The 18750-nt window shown below is 63.0% G+C and carries 14 protein-coding genes; 7 read left to right on the top strand and 7 right to left on the bottom strand.

Going from position 1 to position 18750, the window contains the following annotated elements; all coding sequences use genetic code 11:
* Positions 1-17: 17 nt before the first annotated feature.
* The 7 genes from ACI3L3_RS16410 to rfbC all read right to left on the bottom strand — a co-directional run bounded on the left by ACI3L3_RS16410 (position 18) and on the right by rfbC (position 8842).
* A complete protein-coding gene (locus ACI3L3_RS16410; protein ID WP_404846240.1) occupies positions 18-1223 on the bottom strand; it encodes a mercury methylation corrinoid protein HgcA in 1206 nt (401 codons plus the stop codon).
* A gap of 525 nt (positions 1224-1748) precedes the next feature.
* A complete protein-coding gene (gene qrcD / locus ACI3L3_RS16405; protein WP_404846239.1) occupies positions 1749-3044 on the bottom strand; it encodes a menaquinone reductase integral membrane subunit QrcD in 1296 nt (431 codons plus the stop codon).
* Positions 3037-3858 (bottom strand): 4Fe-4S dicluster domain-containing protein, encoded by an 822-nt coding sequence (locus ACI3L3_RS16400; protein WP_404846238.1) that lies wholly within the window; start codon positions 3856-3858, stop codon positions 3037-3039. Before ACI3L3_RS16400 ends, qrcD begins: the two co-directional genes overlap by 8 nt.
* Positions 3859-3873: 15 nt before the next feature.
* A complete protein-coding gene (qrcB, locus tag ACI3L3_RS16395; RefSeq protein ID WP_404846237.1) occupies positions 3874-5904 on the bottom strand; it encodes a menaquinone reductase molybdopterin-binding-like subunit QrcB in 2031 nt (676 codons plus the stop codon).
* A gap of 15 nt (positions 5905-5919) precedes the next feature.
* Positions 5920-6522 (bottom strand): menaquinone reductase multiheme cytochrome c subunit QrcA, encoded by a 603-nt coding sequence (qrcA, locus tag ACI3L3_RS16390; protein ID WP_404846236.1) that lies wholly within the window; start codon positions 6520-6522, stop codon positions 5920-5922.
* 265 nt (positions 6523-6787) lie between these two features.
* The gene (locus tag ACI3L3_RS16385) at positions 6788-8230 is read right to left on the bottom strand and encodes a mannose-1-phosphate guanylyltransferase/mannose-6-phosphate isomerase (RefSeq protein ID WP_404846235.1); all 1443 of its coding nucleotides are present in this window, start codon (positions 8228-8230) and stop codon (positions 6788-6790) included.
* Positions 8231-8278: 48 nt separating this feature from the next.
* The gene (gene rfbC, locus ACI3L3_RS16380) at positions 8279-8842 is read right to left on the bottom strand and encodes a dTDP-4-dehydrorhamnose 3,5-epimerase (RefSeq protein WP_404846234.1); all 564 of its coding nucleotides are present in this window, start codon (positions 8840-8842) and stop codon (positions 8279-8281) included.
* Between the two features lie 198 nt (positions 8843-9040).
* On the opposite strand from rfbC, the gene ACI3L3_RS16375 reads away from it, so the two are divergent.
* From ACI3L3_RS16375 to ACI3L3_RS16345, 7 genes are all read left to right on the top strand, one after another.
* Positions 9041-11827 carry a PAS domain S-box protein gene (locus tag ACI3L3_RS16375; RefSeq protein ID WP_404846233.1) on the top strand — a complete coding sequence of 929 codons (2787 nt, stop codon included), beginning with the start codon at positions 9041-9043 and terminating at the stop codon, positions 11825-11827.
* 369 nt (positions 11828-12196) lie between these two features.
* Positions 12197-13537, top strand: a complete 1341-nt coding sequence (locus ACI3L3_RS16370) for a tetratricopeptide repeat-containing serine protease family protein (protein ID WP_404846232.1) — start codon at positions 12197-12199, stop codon at positions 13535-13537.
* 23 nt (positions 13538-13560) lie between these two features.
* Positions 13561-14610 carry an extracellular solute-binding protein gene (locus ACI3L3_RS16365; RefSeq protein WP_404846231.1) on the top strand — a complete coding sequence of 350 codons (1050 nt, stop codon included), beginning with the start codon at positions 13561-13563 and terminating at the stop codon, positions 14608-14610.
* 56 nt (positions 14611-14666) lie between these two features.
* Positions 14667-15314, top strand: a complete 648-nt coding sequence (locus tag ACI3L3_RS16360; protein WP_404846230.1) for a molybdenum cofactor guanylyltransferase — start codon at positions 14667-14669, stop codon at positions 15312-15314.
* A gap of 249 nt (positions 15315-15563) precedes the next feature.
* The gene (gene gluQRS / locus ACI3L3_RS16355) at positions 15564-16541 is read left to right on the top strand and encodes a tRNA glutamyl-Q(34) synthetase GluQRS (protein WP_404846259.1); all 978 of its coding nucleotides are present in this window, start codon (positions 15564-15566) and stop codon (positions 16539-16541) included.
* Positions 16542-16707: 166 nt separating this feature from the next.
* Positions 16708-17214, top strand: coding sequence for an ATP-dependent zinc protease (locus ACI3L3_RS16350; protein ID WP_404846229.1), 507 nt, complete (start codon positions 16708-16710; stop codon positions 17212-17214).
* A 12-nt stretch (positions 17215-17226) separates the two neighbouring features.
* Positions 17227-18747, top strand: coding sequence for an inactive transglutaminase family protein (locus ACI3L3_RS16345; RefSeq protein ID WP_404846228.1), 1521 nt, complete (start codon positions 17227-17229; stop codon positions 18745-18747).
* The last annotated feature ends 3 nt before the right edge of the window (positions 18748-18750 follow it).

Raw genomic sequence — 18750 nt, 5'->3', positions numbered from 1 at the left:
TCGTCGTTTTCGCTGCGCTATCCAAGAAAACGCGATGCCCCCCACAGCACGGCCCACACCGCGCCGCCAATGCACTGCCCAAGGAGCGGGCGGCGGCAGACGGTCACAGGCCCCATGGCTGCGCCGATGGGCGTCAGGCGGGCAAAATCGCGCGCCAGCCAGCTACTGGCACTCACAATCAACGCGCCAAGGGCCACCACATCAAGCGCGGACAGCGCTTCCGGCAGCATTGGGAGCGTCACGCACGCGGCAACAGCGCCCATGCCTAGGCCCTTGTAGGTCAGCCTGCCGCCGGGCAACACGGGCAGCAGAAGCGGTACGGCCACACTCCCCGCGGCAAGAGCGGCAACAGCCGCCCACACCACACCCAGCATCCGCGACCACGCGGCGTCAAAATCAAACACATCCGGCCCCATGCCCGACAGCACAAAGGCGACAACGGCAAACATCGCAAGCGGCCGTAGCAGCGCGTGCAACTGGCGCGGAATGCGCACCATGCGTTCGGCCAAAGTGAAGGTCGTTTCCTGCATGGGCACGGTGGCGACGCCGCCGTTTTCAAAAAATCCCTGCCAATCCTTGGTCCGCCGGGGACCATACACCAACGAAAAACCGCTCTGCCCCATGACGACATCCGCATCAAGGCGGTGCTCGACGGACTGGGGCACATACACACGGCGGTGGCTGACCACATCGTGCAGGCGCGAGGCCCGCACCGCGTGCACCAGCGCCGGGACGGAATACAGATGACGCTCGTCAGCCTTCCATGAATCCTTGCGCGTGGCGTCAAAAACAAGCAGCCACGCGTCAATGCCGGAAAGCTCCTTGCGCAGGACATCAAAGGACATTTTGCGGTTCGGCACGGCCAGCACCGGGGCCTCCTCGTCCGGGAACCCCACGCAGTACAGCCCTGGGGCCACAACATGCGAGGCCCGCAGCACGCCAAGCCCGGCAAGGACCATCTCGCCCATGTCGCGCAGAGAGAGATAAGGCTTCACCCGCGGCACATGGCGGCGGCCAACCTTAATAAATTCCTTTACAAAGGGGCACAGGGTAAACCCCGCCCGCTGCTGCGGCGGAAAGTCCACGCGTGTGTGCGGGCCCTTGCCCGGTTCCTCGCCCCAAATGGCGGCCCGAGGATCAATGAGACAATACGCTCCTTCCATGGAGGACACGTCGTCCTCACGCTTATGGATTGTGGAGTATTGCTCCTCATTCTGTCCCATTCTGCTTTTCCTTCTCAACCACCGCACTGCGGTGACGTCTGAACAACTCTCGTCGTCATATGCGCTGGCGAGCGTATCCGCCCGCACAAAAAAAGAACGCCCACACCACGGACGGCATCCGCCATCCGGGCACGGTGCGTCGTCTTCAGGCTTTTCACTTGGCTTCGGCCCGGGGCGCTGTGGCCCGCTCGGGTACGGCCGGGCACTCTCGTCCAGCCTCCGCCACGATTCGTCTTTGGCGGCGCAAAAAATTCCTTGGCATGCGTGCGTTGTCTTCCGCATGCCGGACGGGGATTTCCGGGCTCGTTCATCTGGGGGCTTGCCTCCAGAAAACCTGCGGCACTGCGCGGCCTGTGCGGGTGTGGCACCAAGGCCCGGCCGCCGCAGTATTCACCGGACATCCTCCTGCATCGTGCCTTGACGATAGACGCTCCCCAACCTTCCGTCAATATGAAGCAATCCCCATCGCAAAAAGGCCCGACCGGATTTCCGGTCGGGCCTTGAAGACGGGGTCTGGCGGGGCGGTTAGGCTGTCGCCGTTGCCTCCGCGTCGTCCTTCTGCTCAACCGGAGCCGCCATGCGGGGCTTGGCGTTCAGTTCCTTCTCCTGCGGGAACACAGGCAGGTAGCGGTAGGACAGGGACAGAACGAGCATGCCGTAGGCGACAACGCCAAGGCAGGGTGCCCACTCAGCCCAGTTCGGGATGTAGTTGTACCACTGGTCAAAGGGCATAACCGGGATAGCCAGCGCCTGAACGGTGAAGACGTAACGGTTGAGCGTAACGCCGGTGCAGTTCAGGATAGCGGCGGTGTACAGCAGGCCCGGAGTGTTGCGGAAGCGGGGCACCATCAGCAGGATGGCGGGCAGAACGCCGCACAGGCCCAGCTCGATCCACAACAGGCTTTCGCCGTAGCCAAGGCCGCTGTTGAACATCTGATCCCACGTCAGGCCGGAGCGCGGCAGCACATCGGCGGCCCAAGCCCAAGTGTCGGCAAACTTGAAGAACAGGTACAGGCACAGCATGGTACCGCCGATGCGGCACATGAGTTTCTTGACCTTGAAGTCCACAAGGGTCTTGCCGGTGAGCAGCTCCATGATCTTCACGACCAAGACGGAGAAGCAGGGACCAGCAGCCACGGCGGACAGCACGAACAGGAAGAACGTCCACGGCCAGATAAAGAACCCATCACGCAGGATGTAGGGGCGGCCGAAGAGGACGCCGTACATGCCGCCAAGGGAACCCTGGTGGAAGGTGGACAGGAACGCGCCGATACCGGCGATGAGCGGCATAACCACGTGCAGGTTGTGCGCGAGGTTGTGCAGGTAAGGAATCTCGTTGAGCTTCCTGTTCTCAAGGATGTTCGGCACAAACTCAATGGCCAGCACCATGAGGTAACAGGTGATGCAGAACATCACTTCCGTCAGCATGGAGTGGACGTTGGCGTGCCAGTAGCCGAACCACGACCGCAGCGGCTGCCCCACGTCCAGCGCCAAGACAAGCATAGCGCCGGAGTAGCAGATGAAGCCGACAATGACCGTGAGGTTAACAATCTTCTCAAGCTCCTTGATGTCGAGGATGTACTTGAGCAGACCGGTGAAGAAGGCTCCGGCACCGAGGGCGATGACCGCAAGGTCAAACGTGATCCACAGGCCGAACCCGAAGTAGTTGTCCAGAGCGGTACGGGCCAGTCCGTCCGGCACGAGAATCATAAAGAACTCGTACAGACCGGCGGCCAGCAGCACACCGACGAACCCGAGCCAAAGCAGGAACTTGCCAAGCGAGCACCGCTCGACGCCTTCAGGCCAAAGAGCTCTATCCATTGTGACCTCCATTGCCGTGGGCTACGGGGCCCGGTTCGTTTTCAAGGTAGTTGTCACCCTGTCGACGCACCCACTCGCGCTTACTCATGTAGTACACCTGCGGGTCGGTGCCCAGGCGCTCAAGCAGGCGGAAGGTGTAGGGGCTGCGAGCCAGCTCGTACACCTTATGCTCGGGGTTCTTCACATCGCCAAAGGTGATGGCGCCGGTGGGGCAGGCCTCGGCGCAGGCGGGGATGTAGGCATCCTCGGGCAGCGCGTTCGGGTCCTCGCCAGCCACGCGGGCGGCGTCCTTGGCGTACATCCAACGGTGGTGGCAGAAGTTGCACTTTTCCACAACGCCGCGCGAACGCACGGAGACGTTGGGGGTCAGCTGCTTTTCCATGCCTTCGGGGTACACGGGCTGGTCCCAGTTGAACACACGGGCGTGGTAAGGGCAGGAGGCCATGCAGTATCTGCAGCCAAAACAGCGGGGGTAGATCTGGCTGACGATGCCGCCGTTTTCGTTTTTGTCCGTCGCCGTTGCCGGGCAGACGGTCACACAGGACGGCATGCCGCACTGCATGCACGGACGCGGCAGGAAGGCGCTGTCATGCGCGCTGCCCTGCTTGCCGTTGGACAGTTCGTAGATGGTGATCCACTCCAGCTTCTTGAAGCGGGTGGGGAAGCCCTTTCCGGCGATGCGGTCAAGCTGCTGACGCTGGGGGGCGATATTATTTTCTTTGTTGCAGGCCACAGTACACGCGCCACAGCCCGTGCACTTGTCTATGTCGATGACCATGCCCCATCTGATCGGGAATTCTTTGAATGCTGACATGATGCGTTCCTCTTTTTATGCGTGGGCGATCTCGACCAGGGTCTTGGACCATGCGGTCATACCGGTCTCGGGCTCGTCGGTTGCGGCGAGCAGTTTGAAGGCATTATCGCCCAGACCGCGGGAGAACTCGTCCCAAGCGGTATGTCCAAGGCCCAGAGGAGCCGCCACAACACCGGTCATCACCTTCTCCGTGATGGCCACCTGAGCGGTCATCTTGCCGCCGGGGCCGGAGAGGCGGACCGTCTGTCCCGCCTTAACGCCGCAGGAGCGGGCCGTCTTGGCGTTCATCTGCACCATGCAGTCGGTTTCGCGCACGGTGGAGACGTTCAGCGGGGGAAGAGCGACCTTGTCGGTGCCAAGGTTGGTCTTCACGATGGGGGCCAGCGCCAAAGCGCCAGTGCCCATGGTGGCCGGACCGTCAATGGCACATGCGGCCAGATTCAGCTGCTTCGGCGCGCTGCTGGACGCGGTGAAGGTCTGTCCCCTCTTGAGGCCGCGCCAGGATGCGCCAAGGGCTTCTGCCTTGGCCTTGAGCACCTCGCGGAAGTTGCGGTAGCCAAGGTCCATGCCCAGCGTACCGGCAAGGCTCAGGGCGACGTCCGCGCCGTGGCGGGTGTCGAAGGCCTTCTTCGCAACGGGGGTGTTCACGTTGTAGGTGGCCTCAGCCGCGCCGTACGGGGTGTACACGTCGTCGTAGCGTTCCACGGTCATGGACGCGGGCAGCACGAGGTCGGCCTCGGCAGCGGTCTCGTCCATGAAGGAGCTGATGGTGGCAACGAAGGGCACGTTCTTCATGGCGCCGCTCAGCTGCTCGGGCAGGGCGTAGGCCGGGTTGGCGTCGTAGACGACCATGGCGTCCACGCTGTCCTTGCCGGCGGCAACGCGCTGCATGAAGCCAACGAAGTCGCCTTCGTACATGGCAGAGCGCGACACGGCGCCGGGCACCACAACGGGAGCGTCGGCAACGGCCTTCACACCGCCGGTAGCGCCGACGCGGCCCAGCAGGGCGTTGAGGCCGAGGGCGGCAAGCTGGATGCTTGCGCCGCCACCGCCGAGGAACTCAGAGCCGGCGACCACGAGGGGACGCTTGGCGCCTTTGAGTTCCGCAGCCATGCGCTGCAGGTCGCGGGCACGCACACCGGTCTCGCGTTCAACGCGGGCGGGGGTGTAGGCCGCAACCTTGCGGGCAAAGGCGTTAAAGCCAGAGAAGCTGGCGGTCATGCCGTCCTGCACCAGCAGGTTTGCCAGACCAAGCGCGATGGGGGCGGCCATGCCGGGGCCAGCCTGCACCCACTCGTCACAGACCACGGCGGTGTTGTTCTGCACCGGACCGGCGTAGACGTACTTGGCCGTGGCGGGCTTGCCGGAGGGATGGGTTGCGGAGAACGCCTGCGCGTTGCGAACCGCCGTGCCGGAGGACTCCAGCGCGTCGGCGCTCAGGAACAGGACGTGGTCCGCGTTCTCGATGTCGTACCCGACCTGACCTTCGCCGCCCATCATCTTCCACGCACGCGATGCGCTCTGCGCTTCGCCGTTGGTGAGGAAGAACTGGCCGTCAAGGTTCGCCACCAGGGCGTTGAAGATTTCACTTGCGGAGCCGGTTTCGTCACCGCACACGGCAGCGACTTTGCCTTTGGCCGCGCCAACCTTCTCGGCCAGCAGGGCTTCCGCCTCGTCCCAGCTAATGGGCTGATGGCCGGTTGCCGTCTTCTTCATGGGGGTCTTCACGCGGGAGGGGCTGTACAGCAGCCCGACTTCCGCCGCCGCCATGGAGGGGATGGCACCTTTGCCCAGGGGATGGTCGGGATTGCCGGCCACACCGATGGGCTGGCCGTCTACAGTGGCGACACGGATGCCGGCACCGGAGGGGTCCATCTTGGATGCGAGTTCAGAGAAATATATAGCCCTTTTGGGGACTTTAGGATTCCACTTCCAATTCTGCGTCCAAATCGACACGTCGTCCGTCAGCTTCCACGGAATGGGGGTAATCATCAGCCCAGCCGTGGCACCTGCGGAGAACGTCAGGAAAGCTCTTCTATTCAACATTACGCCACCTCACTCTTAACGATGACAGACGTAGCAGGCGTTGCTCTGACCGCTTTCGGCATGGCAGCGCTCGCATTCCCACATCTTCATTGTTCCACGGCTGTAGGCCGGGTCCACACCAACGCCACGGCCAAAGACGATCTTATAGCCGCCGTTGGAGTAGTCCGTGAGTTTGTTCTTGTAGTACGTGGGCGGCGTATCCGACGTTTCCATGTCCGGGTGGCAGGTCGTGCAGTCCATGTCCTGGTGCGCGGCGTGCGAGAAGTACACGTTGTCCGGCTGGTACTGGTAGATCAGCCATTCCACTTCCTTCTCCTTGTTCACGTACTCCTCAACGAACTTTTCCTCGTCGGGGTCCGTGCCCAGCACGTCGTAGTGACAGTCCGCACAGGACTGCGTGGACGGGATGCCGCTGAACGAGCCGTCTTCCTTCAGGTAGTGACAGTCGTCGCAGAACATGCCCTGGTCTTCCACGTGCACGACATGGCTGAACCGGATCGGTTGCTGCATCTCGCTAAATAACACGCGGGGGAAGACCCACCATCCTACAAAGAGCATCGCCACAAATCCGACGAAGAATGGCAACGCCCCTCCACTGCTCGAAGATTTTTTCACCATGTGCTCTCGCCTCATCCTTAGGTAGAATGTTTTGACCGCCGGGTCCCCCCCGGTCTCTTCCCGGTCACGGGAAACGACTGCCCTAAGGCCCTCGCCACAGCCCCAAGGCAGACGCCCCACCCCAGGCACCAAAATGCCGGGGGTGCGATTTCCGCCGTGGGACAAAAATCCTTAAAAATTCCCATTATGACCGAGGCAGTTCTAGGCATGAGAACCTAGACGTGTCAAGGCCTAATGAAAAAATTCACGAACCGCGATTTCCGTTTTAGCTGACGTCCTTGGAAGCCTTTATCCGTCCGTATTCGTCGTCAAACCGGACGATGTCGTCCTCCTCCAAATACGGCCCGCTTTGGATTTCGATAATTTCCACCGGAACCTTGCCGGGATTGGCAAGCCTATGCATGGACGTCTTGGGAATATCGACGGATTGGTTTTCGTACAGGAGCATCTCGTCGTCATCCACACGCACCTGCGCGGTGCCGCTGATGACCACCCAGTGTTCGCTGCGGTGGTGGTGCTTTTGCAGGGACAGCTTGGCCCCGGGCAGCACCTCGATGCGCTTGATTTTATAATGCGGGCCTTCCTCCAGCACGGTGTAGCTGCCCCACGGGCGGTGCACCGTCACGTGCGCCTCCACAAGGGAGCTGCCCTCGCTCTTGAGGGTCCCCACCACGTCCTTGACGCGCTGGACCTTGTCCGCCGGACAAATAAGCGTGGCGTCGCGGGTCTGCACCACAATAAGCCCCTCCACCTCCACGGCGGCGAGCTTGCCCCCGCGCGACAGAAGCAGGCTGTCCTTGCAGTCCAGATTCAGCACATCGCCGCGCACCACGTTGCCGTTTGCATCCTTGTCGCCAAGGCGGTGCAGGGCCTCCCAGCTGCCCAGGTCGTCCCAACCAAAGTCCGCGCGCACCACGGCCTGCTGACCGACCTTCTCCATGATTCCGTAGTCCACGGAGATATCCGGAAGTCCGGCGTAGCCATCCACCAGCGCACGCTCGCCCCGCTGCTGCCACCACGCGTCCAGCTCAGGCTGAAACTCGGCCACGGCATCCATAAAGGCCTTGATGCTGAACACGAACATGCCGCTGTTCCAGTAGTGCTCGCCGTCCGCAAGGTAGCGTTTGGCGGTCTCCAGATCCGGCTTTTCAACAAAGGCCGCAACCTCGAAGCCCTCATCCCCAAGAGACGCGCCGCGCTGGATGTAGCCGTAACCCGTCTCGGGATAGCCCGGCGTCACGCCAAAGGTCACAAACCAGCCCTCGCGGGCAAGGGCCACGCCACGCTCCAAGGCGTCGTGCCAGACCTCGGGCTTATGAATCATATGGTCGGAGGGGAACACCGCCACCACTGCGTCGGGGTCGCGCTCAAGGGCGCGCTCCATGCCCAGCATGATGGCCGGGAGCGTGTTGCGGCGCATGGGTTCGGCCAAAACCTGACCGTCCAGCCCCGTGTCCAAAGTGCGGAGCTGACTGCGCACTTCAAAGACATGCTCCTCGTTGGTGACGACCCACAGGTCCTGCGGATCAAATATGGACAGAGACCGGGAGACGGTCTCCTGCAGCAGGGTCTGCTCACCTGTGAGGGCAAGCAGCTGCTTGGGGTACAAACTGCGGGAATACGGCCACAGCCGCGTCCCCGAACCACCTGCCAAAACGATGGCCTGACATCCCTCCAGCCGTTTTGGCGCGGGGGTCTGCTCTGTCATGGATGCTGTCCTTGGGTCGAGTGTTTGAGTGCTGTTGTCTTCCGGCCGTTACGACGCGGCGTCAAACCGGAACGGGGAGGCAAAATCCCTCAGCCGTTGCAAATGCGTATCCTTGTCGGAAAGGATAGGGTCCTGTTCCGGCCAATCAATGCCAAGGTCCGGGTCGTTCCAAAAAATGCCGGAGTCGCACTCCGGCGAGTAGAAGGCGTCCACCTTGTACTGGAACTCCACCTCGTCCGTCAGCGTCAGATAGGCGTGGGCAAAGCCCTTTGGGACGAACATTTGCAGAAAATTCTCTTCGCTCAACGTTTCGGCGTGCCACTTGCCGTAGGTGGGCGAGCCAACGCGCAGGTCCACGACCACGTCGTACACCGCGCCGCGCGTTACGCGAACGAGCTTGGATTGCGCCGCTGGCGGCGCCTGAAAGTGCAAGCCCCGCAACACGCCCCGCTTGACGGACCGCGCGTGGTTGTCCTGCACAAAATCGACCTCTATCCCGTGCTCGGCAAAAACCCGGCGGCTCCAGCTCTCAAGGAAAAATCCCCGTCCGTCGCCATGTACTGCGGGCTTGATGATGAACAGTCCGGGAAAACCGGTCTCCTGAATTTCCACTTTTTTTCCTCCCGACATAAGAATGTCAAATCCTTACCCGAGTTTGTGGCGTGACACAACTCGCGCGCACCGCGTCCCCCCTTCCGGACGAAGGTTTGACACGACGATTCCCATCTGCATATATCCCAAGCAGCTCACCTCAGGGACTGCGGCGCAGCACCACCTCCAACCATCACCTTCGGGACGGAGTAGACGGACATGCACGAGCACCTGCCCCCGGAACGACTCCTTGCGCGAGACGAGCGCCTTCGCGAGGAACTTCAACGCGTCACCCGCGAACGCGACGCCCTTGCCGCGTCAAAAAGCCAACTCGATTCGCTGCTTGAAGCCTCTCCATACATTTTTTATTCCGCTCCGTTCACCGCCTACGGTGCCATCTCCGCCGTCAGCCCCAATATCACCAGCATCCTTGGCTACACTCCCGATGAGGTTGTCGCCGACCCGGACTTTTGGCGCTCCCGCATCCATCCGGACGACCCCGCCCCTGCCGTTACGGCCAAGCGTCTGCCCATTTCAGGGCGGCACACCGCCGAGTACCGCTTCCGCCACGCGGACGGCTCGTGGCGAGTGCTTCGTGATGCAATGACCCTCAGCGCCGGGGACGGCGAAACAGCAACCATCACCGGCACTATTACGGATATAACGGACGACGTGGCGCTTGCGCCCAAACCCAGCGCGCCCTGCTCGCAGGACGCCCCGTGCAGCGCCCCGCGCGACGCCGCAGGGGAATGCCACTTTGCCCTCTCCCTCGCCCGGCTGGAAGACCTCCTCTCCAGCGCGCCATTCATCCTCTATTGCGTTCTTAATACCGACGGATTTCCGGGACTATACGTCAGCCCCAGCATCACGGACATCCTCGGCTACACGGTGGAGGAAGCGACCGGCAGTACGGAGTTTTTCCTCCAGCACATGCATCCCGACGACCTTGGCGTCATTGACGTGGAGGACGTGCTCCAGTCCCTTGGGCACCACATGGTGGAATACCGCTTCCGCCACGCCGACGGCACATGGCGCTGGATTCGTGATGACATGGTGCTGACCACCACGGCAGACGGCGAAAAACGCATTGTTGGCCTAATGATGGACATCACCCCGCAGCGCGAAGCCGCCGTCCGGATGAAGCGGCACGATTCCTTCTTCAAAGCCATTTTCGACAGCTCGCCGTCGGGCATTCTCATCACCAACAAAGACAGCTTCATCATCGACGCCAACCGCAAAGCGGCGGAGATATTTGGGTATACCAAAGGGGAGCTGTTAGGGAAACATCCAGACGACCTCACCCACCCAGACGACTACGCCATCACCCGTGAAATGATCGACTCCATGGACAGCGTAAACGCCTCGTGCACGCTGGAAAAACGCTATATCCACAAAAATGGGCAGCCATTCTGGGCGGATGTGCGCGTCAGCGCCATTTACACGGCATCCGGGACCAAGGAATACGCCATCGTCACCATTAACGACGTGACGGAACGCATACATGCGCAGCAACGCCTGCGCCGCACCGAAGAGGAAAAACACACCATCCTCTCCACCATTTCGGAAATCGTCATCCGGCACGACCTGTCCCACACCGTGCTGTGGGGCAACGAGGCCGCCACGCGCTCGCTGAACCTGACGCAGGATGACCTTGCCTCGCGCAAGTGCTACGAGCTGTGGCACAACCGCACCGCCCCATGCGAGGGCTGTCCCGTACGCGAAGCCATCGACACAGGCGATCCCATTGCGCGCGAGATGGCCACGCCGGACGGGCATGTGTGGTTTGTGACGGGGTACCCTGTCTTTGATGCGCAAGGCGCCGTCATCGGCGCCATTGAGGTGGCGCGCAACATCACCGAACAGAAATTCGCCGCAGAAGCCCTGCGCCGGTCGGAGTCGGAAAAGCAGCTTATTCTGTCCACCATCACGGAGACCGTCGTCCACCAGACCGCGGACCGCCGCATCATCTGGGCCAACTCCGCCGCTGCGGACGCCGCGGGGCGCGAACTGGACGACATGGTCAACAATGCCTGCCACCGCATCTTTACGGGCCGCGACACGCCATGCCCCGGCTGTCCGGTGGAGCGCGTTCTGGAAACGGGTACCACCATGCGCAACGAAGTCACGCATGCCGACGGCTCCATCTGGGAGGTACAGTACTACGCCCTGCGCACAGGTGAGGACGAGCACGGCAGCATCCTCAAAGTCTCCCGCGAAATCACGGAGAACAAGCGCATAGAGGACAACCTGCGCCGCGCCCGCGACCTGGCGCAGGACGCCAGCACAATGAAGACGGAATTTCTCGCCAATATGAGCCACGAGCTGCGCTCGCCCCTCAACGGCGTGCTGGGCATGCTGGATGTGCTGCTGGATACGGAACTGGACTACGAGCAGCGCGACTGCGTAGAAACCGCCCTGCAAGCCGGGGAAGGCCTGCTGACCATCATCAACGACATTTTGGACTTCTCCAAGTTGCAGGCGGACATGATTACCCTGTCCCACAACGAGTTCAATCTGCGCCGCACCATCCGCATGGTTATCAACACCTTTGCCCAGCAGAGCAAACGGCAGGGGCTGACCATCGGCTACACCGTGGACGACTCCATCCCCAAAATGATCATTGGCGATGAAGGCCGCATGCGCCAAATCCTGTTCAACCTTGTGGGCAACGCGGTGAAATTCACCAAAAAGGGCAGTGTTCGGGTAGACGTGCAGATGCTGCGCAAGGCCACGGCCCCCGGCTCGGCTCGTCTGCTCTTCACCGTCACGGACACGGGCATCGGCATCCCCGAGGACAAGCTGGAAACCATCTTCGACCCCTTCATTCAGCTGAACTGGGGCAAATCGCGCAAGTACGAGGGCACAGGCCTTGGCCTTGGCATTGTCCGCCGCCTTGTCTCCCGCATGGGCGGCATCATCACTGTGGACAGCTGCGTGAACAAGGGCACCACTGTGGACTTTTGGGTCAACATCGCCCTGCCGCAAAACACCACTCCCAGCCTTTAGCACGCCCCAAACGCAATCAGGCGCCGCCCCGGATACGGGGCGGCGCCTGATTGCGCGTATGATTCAATCCCGGCATGCCGGGGCATCACCTGCTAGGCAACGCAGGGCGTTGCGTTCCACACGATGATAACCGCCAGCACGAAGAGCGTCCGAAAAAGCTGTTTCATGGTGCGTCCTCCTCTGTGAATCTGGTGTTCATGCGAGGGCAGTCATAAGCGTTGCTTACGCAACAGTCAACCCCGCATTTGCATTTCTTCCCTTCCCCTGCGCTGGTCCATTCCGCGAAAATCCGCTCCCTCGTTGCCTCGACGAGAATCATAGTGGTATAGTTGCCTCCTCAACCTTTGACCAAGGCAGGCCATCGCCACCATGCCCGCACCACGACACCGCCCACACCCGCGCACCAGCCGCGTCCGCGCCCTTATGGCGGCGCTGGCGTGTGTGGTCGTGCTGTGCGCCCTGCCTGTACGTGCGGCGGAGGTGTCCTTCTTTACCGCCGCGCCGCCAGCCCCCGGCGAGGAGTCGCGCCTTCGGGCCGCAGCGCGCCAAGGCGACAGCGAGGCGCAATTCCTGCTTGGCTTTCTGCTGGCGGGCCGTGCGGAGCGCGAAATGCGCGAGGGCTGGCACGGCAAGGGGCGCATCCTGTTCAAGGATGCCGCAACGTGGCTGCGCCGCGCCGCGCGGCAGGACCACCCCCGGGCGCAGTTTGCCCTAGGCTACCTGCACCTGCGCGGCCTCGGCGTCCCGCGTGATGCCGCCCTTGCGCGCAAGTGGCTCACCACCGCCGCCCGCAAGGACATCCCCGATGCCATGCTGCTGCTGGGGACCATGGACATGCAGGGCGAAGGCGCGCGGCAAAATGTTCAGCGCGGCACAGGCCTGCTGGCCTCGGCCGGAATGGCCTTTGCGCGGGAGCGGCGCTTTGACCTCGCCCTTGAATCCGCGCGCCGCCTCAGCGCATTCCGGCCCGGTCATCCGGCGGTAAAAGTCATTGTGCAGGAGGTGGAGCAGCACGGCACCCAGCCCGAATCGCCCGACACGCTGTCCACGGGCACAGGCTGGCCCGTGGCTGAGGGATACGTTGTCACCAATTTGCACGTGGTGCGCGGACGCCCACGCATCGACCTGCTGCTTGAGGACGGCACGCGTCTGACGGCGTATGTGGCCGAAGCCGACATGCAAAGCGACCTTGTGCTGCTGGGCGTTGAGGACCCGTGCACCCTGCCGCCGGCCCTGCCCCTTGCGGCCCAGCCCCCCGGTCTTGGGGCCAGCGTCTTTACCATCGGCTTTCCGCAGGTCGCCATTCTTGGCGCCTCGCCCAAGCTCTCAACCGGACGCATCAGCGGCCTCAAGGGTATACAGGACGACCCGCGAACCTTCACCATTTCCGTCCCCCTTTCCAGCGGCAACAGCGGTGGCCCGCTGGTCAATGACCGTGGCGAGGTGGTAGGCGTTGTGCAGGCGGTTATTGACGCGCAGCATGTCTTCCACACCACGGGAGAATTGCCCGGAGAAATGAATTACGCCCTGCGCGCGGATTTGGTCCGCAGCCTCATTGCCCGCGCGCCGCGCCATACGGCAGGACTAGGTGGACGCATCAAATCCATCTTTGGGATGGGGTGCCCCGGCACGCTGTCCACGGGCGAGCGGTCTTTGGAGGCCCTTGCCAGCGCTATCCAGCACTCTGTTTTGCTGGTTGTGGCGCGCTAGCCCTTCGGCGACAAGGAGTCATCATGCGCCTTTTCCTCTTGCTTCTTTTCGTCGTGTGGTCCGCGCCCGCACAGGGCGCGGAGCCGCTGCGCCTTCTGACGTGGCAGGGGTATGCTCCCCCGCGCCTTGTGGAGCGCTTCACGCAGGAAACAGGCATCAACGTCTCGGTGACCTATTCCAATAATGAAGAGATGATTCCCCTGCTGCGCGCGCCCGATGCCCCCTTTGACCTCGTTCAGCCCAGTCAGGACCGCATCGCCGGGGCGCAAAAGGCCTATGGCCTGTACCAACCCATCGACCTCTCACGCGTCAAGACCGAGCTGTTTGACCCTGTCCTGCTCTCGGCCACACTGCACCACACCAGCATTGGCACAACGCCCTACGCTGTTCCCTTCTGCTGGGGGACGTCGGGACTCATCGTCAACACGGCCAAGGCTCCGGATGCCACGGACTACGACGCGCTCCTCGACCCCGCCTACAAAGGGCGCATCAGCTACCGCCTCAAACGCCCCACCCTCATCGCTCTGGCGTTCAGCCTCGGGGAGAACCCGTTCCACCTCTACGGCTCGCCACAGCACTACGAGGACCTCATCACCCGCGCGGCAAACCTTTTGATGACCAGCAAACCCCTTGTGGCCATGTACTGGAACACCGCCGACGAACTGCGCCGCGCCCTGCTGGACGGAACAGTCCACGTTGCTATGGGCTGGGACAACGACGGCTGGGCGCTCAATGACCAGAATCCCGACATCACCTTTGTGGTGCCTGCCAGCGGCGCGCTGGGCTGGATGGACACCTTTGCCATTCCGGAAAAGGCCACCAACATTGACGGCGCCTACGCGTGGATCAATTTTATGATGCGCCCTGAAAATGCCGCCGCATTCTCCAATTTGGAATTTTTCCCCACGGCCTCACGCCACGCCCACCGCTATCTGGACGACCGCATCCGCGTCCACCACACCCGCACCTACACCCAAAACGCAATGGCAAACATCAAATGGTACCCGCCCGTCTCCGATGAGCTGGAATCCATAGAGGCCAAAATCCTCGACAGCATCAGGCGCGCCCGTTAAAACCACGCCAAGAACACCCCGCAGACGAACCGCTCCGCCTGCACGCACCATACGTCATGCCAACCACACACCACATATCCATCGCCATCCTCGCCGGAGGCCGCGGAGAGCGCCTCGGCGGCGTGGACAAGGCCAGCCTGCGCCTTGGCGGCCGCACCCTGCTGCAACTCCAGCTTGATGTGCTGACCCCGCTGTCCACAGACATCTTACTCGTTGGCGCGGCGGATGCGGATACGGACGCGGCGCCCATCCGCGCCGTGCCGGACCTGCTGCCCGCATCCGGGCCACTCACCGGCCTGCACGCCGCCCTCAGCCATGCCCGTTACGAGCGAATTTTGGTCGTCCCATGCGACGCGCCCTTCCTGCACCCAGCCTTGCTGGAGATGCTCCTGAACGCCGCACCGGACGCGCCCGCCGTCGTCCCTAGGGGCGAGGACGGGTTTTGGCATCCACTGCTTGCGGTGTACGCCCGCGCCATCCTGCCGGATATTGAAGCCCTTGCCGCTACGGGTGTGCGGCAGGTGGTGCGCCTGTTTGACGCTGTTGCCGCGCATCCCCTCTCCTTTGACGACCTGCGGCGCGTGGACCCGCAGCTCAGCAGCTTCTTCAACATCAACACCCCCGGCGACCTGCGCGACGCGGAAAATGGCATCCACCACAGCGCCGGCCCCTCCCTTGCGGCCAAGCCCCGCCGCTGGGCCTGACCATGTCCGCATCCTGCGCCGCTGCGCTTTTGCGCCATGCCCCGGCCGCCCTTCCGGCCCGCGCCACTGCTCCTGCGCGCCCAGCCTGCTTCGGCGGCAACGCTCCCGCCCGAGCTGCGCATGGCCCCGTTCACCACGCCCTCGCCCGACAAAAACATGCCCGCACCCGCGCGCATGGCGATGTGCTACAGCTTGACAATTCACCCGCACCGTGCTTCCACACCCGCCATGGAGAATGAAACGGAACACATGCTCCGCCCGGTGCGTGGCCGTCTGGCACCAAGCCCGACGGGGCACCTGCATCTGGGCAATATTTGGGCGTTCCTTCTCTGCTGGCTGGGCGTTCGCTCACAGGGCGGCCGTCTTGTCCTGCGCATGGAGGACATCGACCCGGAGCGCTCCCGGCAGGCCTACGCCGACGACATCATGCGCGACCTTGAGTGGCTGGGCATCGACTGGGACGAAGGCCCGGACTGCGGAGGCCCCTACGCGCCCTATACCCAAAGCGAGCGTCTTGACCGCTACGCCGAGGTTATCGAGCGTTTGACCGCCGAGGGGCTGACCTTCCCCTGCTTCTGCACCCGCAAGGAACTGCGCTCGCTGGCGTCCGCCCCGCATGTGGGCGAAGCCGGACCAGCCTACCCCGGCACCTGCCTGCACCTGACCCAGGACCAGCGCGAGGCGCGCCGCGCCGCTGGCCGCGCCCCGGCCCTGCGCCTGCACGGCACATGTGAAACCATCGCCTTCACGGACCGTATACGCGGCCCCATCTCCACCTGCTGGCAGGAGTGCGGCGGCGACTTTCCCATCCGCCGCTCCGACGGCGTTATCGCCTACCAGCTTGCCGTGGCTGTGGACGACGTGGACCAGCGCATCACACAGGTGGTGCGCGGCGACGACATCCTGCACTGCACGCCCCGGCAGCTCTACATCCATCAGCTTCTTGACGCGCCAGCGCCTGAGTACGCCCACGTCCCCCTCGTTCTCGACGCCGGGGGTGAGCGTCTTGCCAAGCGCCACAAACATTTCGAAATCCGCGCCCTGCGCCAGGGCGGCGCCCGCGCGCAGGCCATCATCGGCGACCTTGCCCACAGGGCTGGTCTGGCTCCGGCCGGGACCACCTGCACCCCGCAGGACCTTGTGCACGGCTTCACCTTTGACGCCATCCCCAAGGCCCCCATCGTCCTAGAACACGACATCGAGGAGAGGCTGACCCGCATGGTGTAACGCGGCACTGCGCGCCAGAAACGCCGTTCGCCCGTACCGGGCGGATGCACTGCGCCCTACGCCACGCACCTGCACCATCCACAACGCGCCATGACCGCCCAAACAGTTGCCGACGCAACAAGCGGGCCGCCGCGCACGGGTCAGGGCTCCCCATACCGGAGGACCAATGCGACATCTCCGAACGTTTTTTCTGCTCATAACCCTCATCCTGCTGCCCTGCATCGCCTCGGCAGCAGACACCGACCCCATCGTCGCGGGCTGGACGGAATACGTCCTCATCATGCCCCCGGACGACTCCGCGGAGCTGCTGATCCACGCCAAGCTGGATACGGGAGCCAAAACCTCATCCCTGCACGCGGAGGACATCCGTGTGGACGAGGAGGAAGGACGCGTCCACTTCACCTATGTGGACAAGGACGGCGCGCGCACGCCCATGACCTGCCCGCTCATCGACTTTGTCCGCATCAAGCGCCGTCCGGAAGGCTACCACCGCCGCCCGGTTGTGCGGATGCTGATGCGCTTTGGCGACAGGACCATCGAGACGCCCGTCAACCTTGCGGACCGCTCCCACTTCACCTACCGCCTGCTTGTGGGGCGGCGGGTGCTCAGCAAGGGCATCCTTGTGGATTCCTCCAAAACCAACATTCTGCCCAGGCCCAAGGCCGGACTGTAAGGACACCATACCGTGAATACGTTTCAGCACAGGTTCCTCGTGCTGCTGCTGGCATGCACCGGACTCGCCGTTTTTGCCTACAAGGTCCACGTGCTGGGCTTTCCCCTGTCTCCGGACGAGACCTCCCCGCTGTGGAAGGTGGAAGCTCATGTGGCGTTTGAGGGAACGGGGCAACCCGTCAAGGTCCGCCTGCAGACGCTGGACCGCGTCCCCGGCTTTGTCGTCACGGACGAGCACTACATCGGCGGCAACTTTGGCCTGCACACCACCGAGGAAAACGGCAACGCCGCCGCCATTTGGAGCCGCCGCCGCGCCGCGGGCAAGCAGGACATCTTCTACTACGCCACCCTGCGCCCGGACCCCAACTGGACATGGCAGCCCTCCACGGAGTCCCCAACCCTGACGGACCCCGGCTTTACGGAATCCGAGCTCAAGGCCGCGGATACCCTGCTCAGTGAAGCGGGCATGCAGTCCGCCGACCTTGAAACCTTTGTCCCCCTGCTGATGAAGGCGCTGCTGCACCCCGGCAGCGACCCCAACGCCGCCTACCTCCTGCGCGAGACGGACAGCCGCCTCGACGCCGTAAACATGGCCGTGCGCGTCTTGCACCTTGCGGGCATTCCCGCGCAGGCGGTGCACGGCATTGATCTGGAAACCATCAGCGGCGCATCCATCCGCCACTGGCTGGAAATTCACGACGGCAGTACATGGCGCATGTTCGACGTGGCCAACGACCGCTTCTCCACCCCCAAGCACTTTGTGCCGTGGTGGCGCGGCGATGCCTCGCTGTTGTCCACCATGGGCGCGCGCAAGGCCACGGTGCGCCTGTCCGTGGTCAAGGACAGCATGAGCAGCCTTGGCGACGTCCGCAACCGCCTGTCCGCCACGGGCAACGCCCTGCTGGAATACTCCCTGCTCGGCCTGCCCGTGCAGGCGCAGGCCATGTACCACATGCTGCTGCTCATCCCCGTGGGCGCGCTGCTGCTGGTGTTCCTGCGCAATGTCATCGGCTTCAGCACCTTTGGCACGTTCATGCCGGTGCTTATCGCCCTCTCCTTCCGCGAAACGGAATTGGTGTGGGGGCTGTCGCTCTTTTCGCTGGTCATTGTGTTGGGTCTGGCGGTGCGGCTGTATCTGGAGCACCTGAAACTGCTGCTTGTGCCGCGCCTTGCCAGCGTGCTGATTGTGGTGGTTCTGCTCATGGCGGGCATCAGCATCATCACCTACAAGCTGGGCATGCCGCGCGGCGTTTCGGTGTCGCTGTTCCCCATGGTCATCCTCAGCATGACCATTGAGCGCATCTCCGTGATGTGGGACGAGCTTGGGGCGCTGGCCGCCATCAAGCAGGCGCTGGGGTCCCTTGGCGTGGCCGTGTTGGCCTATCTGGTCATGGTCAACGACCTTGTGGGGCACCTTGTGTTTGTGTTCCCGGAACTGTTCCTCGTCCTGCTGGCGCTGACGCTGCTGCTGGGACGCTACACCGGCTACCGCCTGATGGACCTTGTCCGCTTTCGGGCGTTTTTGACGAGGTAGGCG

The organism is Desulfobaculum sp. SPO524 (genome assembly GCF_044987625.1).
Taxonomy (GTDB): domain Bacteria; phylum Desulfobacterota; class Desulfovibrionia; order Desulfovibrionales; family Desulfovibrionaceae; genus Desulfobaculum.
The sequence above is the reverse complement of the archived record's forward strand: the minus strand, read 5'-3'. Positions and strand labels throughout refer to the sequence as shown.